Origin of the sequence: Spongiimicrobium sp. 3-5 (assembly GCF_046557915.1) — a bacterium.
Lineage (GTDB): Bacteria > Bacteroidota > Bacteroidia > Flavobacteriales > Flavobacteriaceae > JBHEBG01.
On record NZ_JBHEBG010000002.1, the window covers coordinates 189845 to 202627 of the forward strand.

Here is a 12783-nt window from a genome sequence, read left to right on the forward strand (position 1 = left end):
AATGAAAAATAAAGCATTTAAAATTCAATTTGAGGGTAAACAAATCTTTGGAAAATTTATTCAACCCCAAGTAATAAAAGGGGTGGTACTATTGGTGCACGGTTTCGGTGAACATTCTGGTCGCTATGATAACAACATAGTCCCCATGCTTTTACAATCTTCCCTTGCTGTGGTGAGTTATGACAATATTGGACATGGAAAATCTGATGGCAAAAGAGGGCACTGTCCCAGTTATGAGGCCTTATTGGATATTTTGGACATCCTAATAGTGAAAACCGAAACTATTTTCCCAGATACAACCTTGTTTTTATACGGTCATAGCATGGGCGGAAATCTTGTTCTAAACCATGCCCTGCGTAGAACGGCCAATTATAAAGGGATCGTTGCTACCAGTCCTTACCTTAGGCTAGCCTTTAAACCGCCGCTCTGGAAAATGGTACTGGGTAAAGCCATGCTTAAACTAATGCCTTCCTTTACCTTGCCATCCGGATTGGATCCTACAACGATTTCCAGAATCCCAGAAGAAACCGAAAGCTATAAAACAGATCCGTTGGTACACGATAAAGTAAGCCCTATGTTTTCTTTTCCTATTATGGACGCGGGGGAGTGGGCCATAGCCAATGCGCATAATCTGCAAACAAAGACACTACTATTGCACGGTACCGGAGATAGGTTGATCGATCACCGTGCTACCGTATCGTTCCATAAGAAAGCTAGCACCACAACTTTGCAATTGTTTGAAGGAGGTTATCACGAGCTGCATAACGATCTTTGTAAAGAAGCGATGATGAAAACCGTTGAGAGTTGGTTGCAGCAACAACATTAAGTACCTTTACGCGGTGCTGAAAGATTTTGAAAATCATATTAAAAATACATTTCCCTTCCTGCAAGAAGAAGCATTTTTGTTAGCCTGTAGCGGGGGAGTAGACAGCGTTGTACTTGCCCATCTATGTAGTAGGTTAAATTTAGATTTTAGTATTGCCCATTGTAATTTTAAACTACGGGGCGCAGCAAGTGATGCCGATGGGCAATTTGTGGAAGAGTTATCGAAAGTATTGGGTAAAAAATTTCACACAACTACTTTTGATACAAATAGTTATGTCGATTTAAATAAAGTGTCAGTACAAATGGCAGCTAGGGAATTACGTTATCAGTGGTTTTCCGAATTGATGCAGAAGTACAAGTATTCCAGAGTACTTACTGCCCACCAGGCCGATGATGATCTTGAAACTTTTTTGATTAACCTATCTAGGGGCACCGGTATAGACGGACTCTCTGGAATTCCAGCCTTGACAGATTCTGTAGCGCGACCATTACTGCCTTTTTCACGAAACCAAATTGTACAATATGCCAATAAAGAAGGTTTGGCATGGCAAGAGGATAGTAGCAATACGGACACCAAATACCTGAGAAACAAAATTAGGCACGAGATTGTCCCGAAATTAAAAGAATTACACCCTACCTTCTTGGATAATTTCTTGAATACCAAAGAGTTTTTACAACAGACATCGGAAATTGCCGGAAATGATATAGCGAAGCTAAAAGCGAAAATATTTAAAGAAAACAAAGGTGTCATTAAAATAGCAATCGATTCCGTTTTAACATTAAAACCGCTTAAGGGTTATATTTATGCACTCTTTAAAGATTACGGATTTACCGAATGGGAAGACGTACAAGGTCTTCTTAAAGCTACCAGTGGTAAGGAAGTACGCTCCAAAACACATAGGTTGCTTAAAGATCGTCGGCATTTGTTGCTACAAAAGCTAATGCCTTTGGATGATTCTGAGTTTAAAATTGAGGAACATTTAGATAAGCTAAATTGGCCATTGAAGTTAACGATAAAGCCCGTTCTTAATATTACGAATACGTCCCAAAAGATACTATATGTAGATAAAGAAACGTTAAAGTATCCACTAACGGTAAGAAAATGGCGAAAAGGCGACTATTTTTATCCTTTCGGAATGCAGGGCAGAAAGAAGGTCTCTAAATTTTTTAAAGACCAGAAAATGGATACCATTGCCAAAGAAGAACAGTGGTTTTTGTGTTCTGGGGGCCAAATAGTATGGATCATCGGAAGACGATCTGACCGTCGTTATAGTATTACCGAGAAGACGAAAAGTATTTTAAAATTTACCTTGGAAGAATGAGGAATTTTATTCATTATATACTAGTGGTTTTTGCCATTACCTCTGGGTTTTCCCAAACAGAGGACGATCCGGTAGCTTGGACACATAGTGTAAAACAAGTTTCGGACACGGAATACGACCTCGTTTTTGAAGCGAAGATTCTAGACGAGTGGCACGTGTACTCCCAAAAGACTCCCGTAGGAGGATCCTTGCCCAGCGAATTCACCTTTGCCAATGCCGGCGTGGATTATGAACTTGTTGGCAAAACAAATGAAAGTGAGACAATAACCGAATACAGTGATATTTTTGAAGTCGATGAAGTTTTCTTTAGGGATAAGGCGGTTTTTACCCAAAGGATAAAATTGTTGAAGGCAGACCTATCCCAAGTAGATGTAAACTTGTTCTATCAGGTTTGTAAAGAAGTCTGTATTCCAAAGGATATCGATTTTAGTTTTTCATTGGATGGCGGTGCCATAACCGAAGAAATAAAAACCGTAGATGAGCGTAGCGCCCTGTTAGGCGAGGCTTTAAAACTAAATTTAAAGAACAAGCAAAAATTACATGAGGGAGGAAATGAAGTGGTTAATGGCACTTCAGATTTGTGGATGATATTTGCATTGGGGTTACTGGGTGGGTTGATTGCGCTACTGACACCCTGTGTTTTTCCCATGATTCCCCTTACCGTATCGTTTTTCACCAAACAATCTCAGAATAGGGCCCAAGGGGTAACCAATGCCATACTCTATGGATTTTTTATTGTGCTTATCTATTTCTTACTTAGCTTACCCTTTCATCTGTTCGATTCCGTAGATCCGCAAATACTAAATACCATAGCTACCAATATTTGGTTGAATATCGCTTTCTTCCTGATTTTTGTATTCTTTGCATTTTCCTTTTTTGGTTACTATGAATTAACCTTGCCCAATTCCTGGGCCAATAAAATGGATGTAGCCTCTTCCAAAAGCGGTGGGGTTATAGGCGTCTTTTTTATGGCTGTTACTTTGGCTATAGTATCCTTTTCGTGTACAGGTCCTATCCTAGGGGGGCTTTTGGGGAGTACTACCTTGGCAGAGGGTAGCGTAGCTACTAACCTAACTGCAGGAATGCTTGGTTTTGGGGCTGCACTGGCATTACCTTTTGCACTTTTTGCCCTGTTCCCTGCTTGGCTGAATTCCCTTCCCAAATCTGGCGGGTGGATGACCACGGTAAAAGTGGTTCTTGGCTTTTTGGAGCTTGCCCTTGCCTTTAAATTCTTGTCCAATGCAGATTTGGTAGGTCATTGGGACATCCTAAAACGTGAAGTGTTTTTAGGAATATGGATTGTACTTTTTGTATTGTTGGCACTCTACCTCTTCGGCTTTTTTAGATTTCCGCACGATGGTCCAAAGACCAGACCATCTTATACCCGAATAGGCGTAGGGCTTTTAAGTAGCCTGTTCGCCCTTTATTTGGTATTGGGGAGTTTTAAACTCGTGGATTTAAAACTTTATGGTTTCTTACCACCAGATTTTTATACCATAGCAACACAAGAGAGCGATTGCCCATTGGGTATCGATTGCTTTAAGGATTTTGAAACGGGCCTGGCCCATGCCAAAGCGGTGAATAAACCTATTTTGCTCGATTTTACGGGGTGGGCCTGTGTAAATTGCCGAAAAATGGAAGAAAACGTGTGGAGCGAACCGGATATCTTTCCTTTGCTAAAAGAGGATTATGTACTGATATCCCTATACGTGGACGATAGGAACAAACTTCCCGAAAATGAACGCTTTAATTTTGAGTACAATTCCGGAAGGATTAAGACCATAGAAACCATAGGGCAGAAATGGGGCACGTTTCAGACACTAAATTTTGGAGCGGCGTCACAACCGTATTATGTTTTGCTATCCCCAGATCTTGAAGTGCTTAATTACGCCGTTCAGTATACGGATAAAGACGCCTATAGGGCTTGGCTGTTGAAAGGATTAAAAGGTCATAACGATATTATGCTTCAATCGGCCTTATTGAAAAAATAAAAACCATTGTTTTACTTTTTTTTTAATCTCCAAAATAGAACTATCTTTAGTATCGTTCAACAGAAACCCCCACAATACCCAAAATGAAAAAAATTAAAAAAGTGCTATGGATACTCCTTGCCATATTAGGAGTTTTTGCCTTGATCCTTGGTATTTTCATTCAGACTCTTAAGCCAACATATAGCGGTGAAAAACCGATGCCCAAATTAGCCCAGGAGGTAAAGACATACTACGATACTTTTGGAATTCCCCATATATATGCAAAAAATGAACCCGATGCTTTTAGAACCCTGGGTTATGTGCATGCGCAAGACCGATTATGGCAGATGGAACTGTTACGAAGAATTGCCAAAGGAGAACTTTCCGAAGTTTTTGGCAAGGATATGGTCCGCACAGATCAATTCTTTTTATCCCTGGGAATAGATGAGGCCACAAAAGAAACGGTAGCAGATTTGGACAAGAGCAGTGTAATGGTGCAATTGTCCCAGGCCTATCTGGACGGAATCAATCAATTTATTGCAGAAGGACCCACACCGATAGAATTTTACCTTACCGGAATAGAAAAAAGACCTTTTACCCTGGATGATATTTATAATACTATGGGGTACATGGGTTTTAGTTTTGCAATGGCCTTTAAAACAGATCCCCTGCTTACGGACATTAAAGAGAATTTGGGTAGTGCATATTTAAAGGATTTGGAAATTGATGTTGACCCCAACACTACTTGGATTAAAAATTACAATCAGGAACCCGACACACTAAAGAATACAATTTCCGATTTGGTGGCCAATGCTTTGGACGAACTGCCCGTACCTTTGTTCGTTGGCAGTAATAGCTGGGTATTGGGCCCTGATAAAACTAAAAATGGACAAGTAATACTTGCCAATGATCCACATATCGAATTTGCGCAACCTGCCGTATGGTATGAAGCACATGTAAGTACCCCTAGATATGAAAAATACGGATATCATATTGCCGGGGTGCCCTTTCCTTTATTGGGCCATGATCGTAGCTTGGCATACGGGCTTACCATGTTCGAGAATGATGATATAGACTTCTATTATGAGACCCAGCATCCTATGGATAGCACCAAATATAAAACCGAAAGTGGCTGGGAATCCTATCAGATAGTCACAAAAACGATCAAGGTAAAGGATGGCGACAGCGTAAGTTTTTCCTACAAGAAGACAGATCGAGGGCCGGTTTTAAATGGTATCGCGGATCAAATAACCCAGCAAAGCCCCATTAGTATGTCATGGGTTTACACTAACGCGGAAAATAAACTCATGGAAGCCATATATGGGATGAGTCACGCACAAAACATTGACGAATTTCAACAGGCAATTGCAAATATCCATGCACCCGGACTAAACATTATGTACGGGGATGTAGAAGGTAATATTGCATGGTGGGCTACGGCAAAACTTTATCAAATACCAGATAGCGTACATACCAAATTCATTATACCTATTGATTCAAACACCATAAAGCCTCGCAGGCATCTAGATTTTTCAGAAAACCCCCAAGCCATAAATCCACCTTGGAACTATGTGTACTCTGCAAACAACCAGCCCGATTCTATTGCCGGGATGTTGTACCCCGGGTACTACTTGCCAGAAAATAGGGCAAAGCGTATCGTAGCCTTACTAGCTCCAAAAAATGATTGGGACAAAGAAGGTGTAAGCAATATGATAACAGATAATACCTCTCCCATTAACCCGGGTATTGTTACCAATCTGGCAAAATCAGTAATACTAACAGAGCTTTCGGATACGGAAATTAAGGTATTGGATGATTTAAGTGCATGGCAGGGCGATTACCCTTTGGAAAGTATGGAAGCTGTTATTTTTCATAGATGGATTTACTATTTTCTTAAGAATACCTTTTTGGATGAAATGGGGGAAGATCGTTTTAAGCAGTTTTTAAAGACCCATTTTCACAAACGATTAATAGACCCGTTGTCGGCCAAGGAGAACTCGGTGTGGTGGGACGATATCAATACCGAAGATAAGGTAGAAACACAGCAAGACATTATCCATAAAGCCTTTATACAAGCCCTGGAATCACTGAACAAGGATTTGGGTCCGGATAAGTCGCAATGGACATGGAACAAGGTGCATACGATAGAGCATGGGCACCCTATGGGACAGGTGGAGGCCCTTAGATCTTTTTTCAATGTAGGGCCCTTTCCTATAGGCGGCTCTAGGGAGGTTATCAATAATTTGGCCTTTCCCTATGATGAAAGCGGACAGTATAAAGTAAGTGGAGGTCCGTCTACCCGAAGAATAATAGATTTCTCGGATATAGAGAACGCTATCAGCATTTTACCTACAGGACAATCCGGTAACCCGTTTAGTTCCCATTATGATGATCAGGCAGAAATGTATGTTCAGGGAGAATTTCGAAAAATGATGCTCAACAAAAGGGAAATTCAAGAAAAAGCGAAAGATGTATTGGTTTTTGTACCCAATAAGGAGAGATGATTTACGGACTACATTTCCCATAAAGACGGGTCTGGCAAGTTATTGGTTTTATAAGGCCTGCCGCAACAAATGTTAATTTGGAATTATTTCGTAAAATAGTAAGAAAAGACTACATTATTCCATAACTTTAGTTCCCGATAGTTGAGATTCAATCAAAATAATCACTCCTTTGAATTCGTGGGTTTTATGGTAAATAATAGTTTAGCGGTATGCTTCTTTTTTAGCATCCTTTTTTTTCTTCCGAAGTTCTCCCAAAGTCAGTCAATAAATAATGATAAAGACCATTACCTCTGGTTCGATGAAGCCGTGGGGATGGAAAATACCGGACTGGTAAATGGTGTGGTCTATGATGAAAAATATCGGATGATCAATGAAAAGACCAAGTTTTTTCTAAGTAGGGAGTTTTTGCCCGGTAGCGTAACATATGATGGTCAGACCTATTATGATCTGGAGTTGAAGTTTGATGTGTTTGATGAAGACGTACTTCTTAAACTCCCCAATAGATTGGGAGGCATTACATTAAAATTAATAAAAGATAAAGTTGATGCGTTTGTTATTGACGGACATCGCTTTGTAAAACTTAATGCTAAGGATAGTGAAGAAAAAACACTTTCCGAATTTTACGAAGTAATGAATAACAGTAGCGCCTTTACGTTGTTTAAAAAACATCGTAAGAAGGATTTTAATCGCAAAGACCAACGAAAGATATATTTTGAATTTGTAGATATCAGAGGTGTGTTCGTCCTATTATATAACAACACCTACTACTCCATTTCCAAGAAAAAGGATGTTATTGAGATATTTCCGGAATACAAAAAGGAAATAGACGCTTTTTATGAAAGGGTAAGATCATTACGAAACTCGGATCCCGATAAGTTTACCCTCTCTTTGATGAACCGGATCGATATTCTGATTTCCGGAAAAAATAACCAAGTAACCGAATGAAGAAATTTTTAACCACAGTTTTACTATTGGGCCTTAACCTAATGGTAGCGCAAGAGAACTTACCAAAAATATCCCTTTCTTTCGACAATGCGACCACTTCCGAAGTAATAAGACAAATTGAGGAAATATCGGATTTTCGTTTTTATTTCCAAAAGGATTGGCTGGGAGACCGAAGAATATCTGGTAGTTATGATAATGCCGACATCAACGATGTGTTAGATACCTTATTTAAGGATACGGTCATTAACTTTTATGTTTTAAATGGCAGCCAAATTATTTTAACACGTAATAATGTTATTTACGACAGCCTTCCGGAAGATTTCTTTGGTAAAGAAGAGCAAGTGGTAGAACAAGAGGAGGAAATAAAAATAAACCCCCTCTTTTATAATGAACAGCAAGCCCAGGAGCGCAGAAGGGTAGAAACCTTTAGGATAGGAAAGGAGAATAAGAATAGCAGACAACGAAGGTACACGCTGAGTGGGGTGGTAAAGAATATTAAAACAGGAGAGCCCATTGCTGATCTTGCAGTTGTCGTAATAGGTTCTAGAGCAGGTACTTCAACGGACAATAATGGATTTTATAAAATTGAATTACCAGCAGGATTAAATACTCTTGAAACCAGTGCCTTAGGCATAGAGACTTCGAGATTGCGAGTAATCATTTATAATGACGGGGAGCTTAACCTTAATCTAAACGAAGATTTTGAAGCCCTGGACGAAGTGGTAGTGGAAGGCAATAAAGCACGTAATGTTGAACAGGCCATTACCGGTGTTACTCAAATAGCAGTGGAGGAAATAAAAACCATTCCTTTGGTATTGGGAGAGCGAGATATACTAAAAACGGCAATAACACTTCCCGGAATCTCAAATGCAGGGGAAGGTGCTGCCGGGTATAATGTACGCGGGGGGAGAACGGATCAGAATTTAATTTTATTGGATAATGCGGTAATTTATAATCCGTCTCATTTCTTCGGTATATTTTCTGCATTGAACCCCTTTACTTCAGGTGCCGTAAACATTTATAAAGGAAGTATCCCTTCAGAATTTGGGGGACGACTGTCCTCTGTTTTCGATATTTCTACAAAAGATGCTAATACTGAGAAATTTGGGGGCGAAGCCTCTATAGGGCCGGTAACTAGTAATATTACCTTGGAAACACCAATAATTAAGGGTAAATCTGCACTTCTCGTTGGGGGTAGGGCCACGTATTCCGATTGGATACTTAGATCCTTGGATGATGAGTCCTTAAACAACAGTAAGGCCAGTTTTTATGATGTAGTTGCTAAATACAACCACCAAATAAACGAGAACAATGATATTAGGGCCACGGGTTATTACAGTAGGGACGAGTTCAGTATTACTTCAGACTCTATATTTAATTACAGCAATAGGCTGCTCTCCTTAGAGTGGGACCATAAATTTAACGAAAAAAACACGGCAAGCGCCATTCTGTCAAATAGCGAGTACCGGTTTAATATTGGATTTGACGGGGAATCTGACAACGATTTCGATTTGGGGTACAAGATCAATGAAACGGAATTTAAATTAAAAATGAAGTTTCTCTATAGCAATGAGCATACTATAGATTATGGTATATCTACTAAACTGTACCAGGTAGATCCTGGCAATATAGATCCGGAAGGGCCGGAGTCTATTGTTACACCCCTGGCCATTCCGGAAGAAAGGGGGTTAGAGTCCGCTGCCTTTATTTCGGACAGCTATACGGTTAACGACAAGCTATTGATAGATGCCGGACTCCGTTATTCCGTATATGCCGCTCTCGGTGCATCCTCACAAAGAATCTATGAAGAAGGAGGCCCTTTAAACAGCGGTACTTTTGTGGAAACGCAAGAGTTTGATAAAAACGAGATCATAGAAACTTTCGGTGGCCCGGAGGTAAGAGTATCTGCAAGGTACTTATTAGGTCCCGATTTTTCTGTTAAGGCCAGTTACAACAATACCTTTCAGTACATCCATACGCTGTCTAGCAATACCACGGTTTCCCCTACGGATACTTGGAAACTTTCGGATTTGAATATAGATCCGCAAGAGGCCAATCAGGTTTCACTCGGACTGTACAAGAATTTCAACGGTAATATGTATGAGCTTAGTCTAGAAGGTTATTACAAACGATCCAAGAACATTCTGGATTTTAAAGTAGGAGCCCAATTATTGCTCAATGAGGAAATTGAGACCGAAGTTTTACAGGGCGATGGAAAAGCCTATGGTATAGAATTTTTGATAAAGAAACCCGAAGGCCGCTTAAACGGTTGGCTTGGGTATACCTATTCGCGTTCCTTTGTGAAATTGGATAGCGAGTTTAGTGAAGAACGGGTCAATAGCGGGGACTATTTTCCATCAAACTTTGACAAACCCCACGATGTAAGTCTTGTTGCCAACTATAAGTTTACAAGGCGTTTTAGTGCATCGGCCAATTTTGTATACCAGACCGGCAGACCGGTAACTTTTCCTATAGGCAGTTATACCTTTAATAATGCAGAGTTTGTGTTCTATAGCGATAGAAATCAATTTAGAATACCCGATTACTACCGATTGGACCTTAGTTTTAATATGGAAGGGAATCATAAAATAAAGAAGTTCGCACATAGCTTTTGGAACTTCTCTATCTATAACGTTTTGGGTAGAAACAACCCTTATTCAGTATTTTTTGTAACGGAGAACGGGGAGCTGAAGGCATTTCAAAGTTCTATTTTTTCCATTCCCGTACCAACCATCACGTATAATTTTAAATTTTAGCCTGTAAGGGGTAACTATAGATGACCAGTTTTAAGACAAATAATTTAAGTAAAATCATACTGATTTTGGCAATTGGTTGGGCATGCCAAAATTGTACCGAACCTTTTGAACCAAAAACGGAGACTTTTGAAAGCGCTTTAGTGATAGAGGCTACCATAACCAACGAGTTAAAGGCTCATGAAATTTTGCTCAGTAGAACGTTTCGCTTTGAAGAGGACGGCCCAATTACTGAAAGTGGAGCATCGGTAAGTATCACCGATGATACACAAAATACTTACCTTTTTGAAGAAACTGCCCCGGGAACCTATAGTGCTACCGCACCATTCGCAGCCGAACCCAATAGGGAGTATGTGTTGTCCGTTACCACAAATGATGGTAGAGCTTATACATCTACCCCTACAAGACTTACCGCTACCACTCAGATAGATAACATGTATGCGGAACGCATTACAAACGATAACGGAGTGGAAGGCATGGCCATATTTGTGGATAGCTTCGATCCTTCCGGCAATTCTCAGTATTATCGTTATAAGTACGAGGAAACCTATAGGATAATAGCTCCAAGATGGGGCCCAAGTGATTTGTTTTTGGATACTACAGTTCCTTGCGGGGTAAAGATAGAAAGAAGACAGACCGAGGAACGGACGTGTTATACTACTGATTTGTCCAACAGTATTATAATTACAAGCACCAATTCATTTACAGAAGATAGGGTTACCCGTTTTCCTGTGCGGTTTATAAACAGGAACAATTACATTATGTCCCATAGGTATACCATTCTTGTTAAGCAATTTGTACAATCACCAGAGGCATTTACTTTTTTTGAGACATTACGAGATTTTTCGGGTTCGGAAAGCCTCTTTTCGGAGACGCAACCAGGTTTTTTTGCAGGTAACGTTACTTCCGTTGATAATAGAGATGAAAAGGTCTTGGGGTATTTTGATATTGCCTCGGTAGTTGAGCGGAGGTTATTTTTTAATTATGCGGATTTTTTCCCAGGAGAAGATTTACCCCCGTACATAGACCCATGCAATGATAGCGCCCCTCCTTTGGTTTCTAGGAGTGGAAGCTGCGTACTGAGCGTATTTGTTGCCAACAATCAAATTAGGTACCTAACGAGTAATGACGATGCGGGATTGGGAGAAGGACCACATAAGGTAGTACCAAGGGTATGTGGCGACTGTACGGTGTTAGGAGCGATTGAAGTGCCAGAATTTTGGGTGGAGTAGCAGAAATATTTTTAAAATGATGCATTTAAGAAAAACATATCTGGGTTGTTTCGTTACCATTGTTTTAATGGCCCATAGTTGTGTAGAACCTTTTGATGCAAAAACAGAAACTTTTGAGAGTGCGCTGGTTATAGATGCTACCATTACCAACGAAATGAAACAACAAGAAATTTTTTTGAGTCGCTCTTTTAGAATAGAAGATGATGGTCCCGCTCCAGAGAGCGGTGCAAATGTTAGCGTGGTAGACGATACTCAGAATCAATATACATTCGCCGAAGAATCACCCGGACGATACCTTTCTACATCACCATTTGCAGCGGCACCAGGCAGAAGTTATCAATTGCAGCTAACAACAAATACCGGTAGAACCTATACCTCGGATATGGTACAGCTGACGGCGGTTACACAAATAGACAATCTATATGCCGAGCGTATCGTAAATGATGATGGTGATGAGGGCATGGCCTTGTTTGTGGATAGTTTTGACCCTACCGATAGTTCCAAAAATTATAGGTATGAGTTTGCAGAAACCTATAAAATAATTGCGCCCGATTGGACACCCGATGATTTGATTCCTGGCCCAAATCCCGATTGTAACGTACTTGTCGTTCCCCGGACCACGGATCAGGAAACCTGCTTTACCACAGATGTTTCCCGCGATATCATCCTAACAGATACCAATGACCTTAATGAGGACAGGGTAAGCCGTTTTCTGGTAAGGTTTATAAACCGAAACAACTATATCATTACACATAGGTATAGTATAATGGTTAGGCAACTGGTACAGTCTAACGAGGCTTATACATTTTTTGAAACCTTGCGCGACTTCTCCGGATCGGAGAGTCTTTTTTCGGAGACCCAACCTGGTTTTTTGGCCGGTAATGTCTTTTCTGTGGAGAGTTCTAACGAAAAGGTACTAGGTTATTTTGATGTGGCCTCAGTGACCGAGGAACGTATTTTCTTTAATTATGACGATTTCTTTCCGGGCGAACCACTGCCTCCCTATGCAGATCCATGTGCAAGAAGTTCACCACCGCTTACAAGAGGCAATCCGCCGGTATGCGTGTTAAGGAACCAGGTTGTTGCTAACTTGGTTCGTTATGTAGGTTCTAATTCTGCGCCCGGATCAACAACAGGCCCACACGAAATAGTTCCAAGGGTATGTGGCGATTGTACAGTACTTGGAAAAACAGAAATACCAGAGTTTTGGATAGAATAATATAATTGTATAG

General features: G+C 40.4%; 8 protein-coding genes. All 8 read left to right on the forward strand.

Features of this window, described 5'->3' with window-relative positions; translation table 11 throughout:
* The first annotated feature begins 1 nt into the window (after nucleotide 1).
* The 8 genes from ACEQ81_RS09005 (at nucleotide 2) to ACEQ81_RS09040 (ending at nucleotide 12770) form a co-directional block, all read left to right on the forward strand.
* Complete coding sequence (locus ACEQ81_RS09005) at nucleotides 2-826, forward strand: alpha/beta hydrolase (protein ID WP_411030549.1); 825 nt, start codon at nucleotides 2-4, stop codon at nucleotides 824-826.
* Nucleotides 827-839: 13 nt separating this feature from the next.
* Nucleotides 840-2147, forward strand: coding sequence for a tRNA lysidine(34) synthetase TilS (tilS, locus tag ACEQ81_RS09010; RefSeq protein ID WP_411030550.1), 1308 nt, complete (start codon nucleotides 840-842; stop codon nucleotides 2145-2147).
* Nucleotides 2144-4138 carry a cytochrome c biogenesis protein CcdA gene (locus tag ACEQ81_RS09015; protein ID WP_411030551.1) on the forward strand — a complete coding sequence of 665 codons (1995 nt, stop codon included), beginning with the start codon at nucleotides 2144-2146 and terminating at the stop codon, nucleotides 4136-4138. Before tilS ends, ACEQ81_RS09015 begins: the two co-directional genes overlap by 4 nt.
* Nucleotides 4139-4221: 83 nt before the next feature.
* On the forward strand, nucleotides 4222-6621 hold the full coding sequence (locus tag ACEQ81_RS09020) for a penicillin acylase family protein (protein WP_411030552.1): 2400 nt from the start codon (nucleotides 4222-4224) through the stop codon (nucleotides 6619-6621).
* Nucleotides 6622-6807: 186 nt separating this feature from the next.
* Nucleotides 6808-7566, forward strand: coding sequence for a hypothetical protein (locus ACEQ81_RS09025; RefSeq protein ID WP_411030553.1), 759 nt, complete (start codon nucleotides 6808-6810; stop codon nucleotides 7564-7566).
* Entirely contained in the window at nucleotides 7563-10322 is a 2760-nt protein-coding gene (locus ACEQ81_RS09030; RefSeq protein ID WP_411030554.1) for a carboxypeptidase-like regulatory domain-containing protein, read from the forward strand. Before ACEQ81_RS09025 ends, ACEQ81_RS09030 begins: the two co-directional genes overlap by 4 nt.
* Nucleotides 10323-10342: 20 nt before the next feature.
* On the forward strand, nucleotides 10343-11551 hold the full coding sequence (locus tag ACEQ81_RS09035) for a DUF4249 domain-containing protein (protein ID WP_411030555.1): 1209 nt from the start codon (nucleotides 10343-10345) through the stop codon (nucleotides 11549-11551).
* Nucleotides 11552-11567: 16 nt separating this feature from the next.
* On the forward strand, nucleotides 11568-12770 hold the full coding sequence (locus tag ACEQ81_RS09040) for a DUF4249 domain-containing protein (protein ID WP_411030556.1): 1203 nt from the start codon (nucleotides 11568-11570) through the stop codon (nucleotides 12768-12770).
* Nucleotides 12771-12783: the final 13 nt, after the last annotated feature.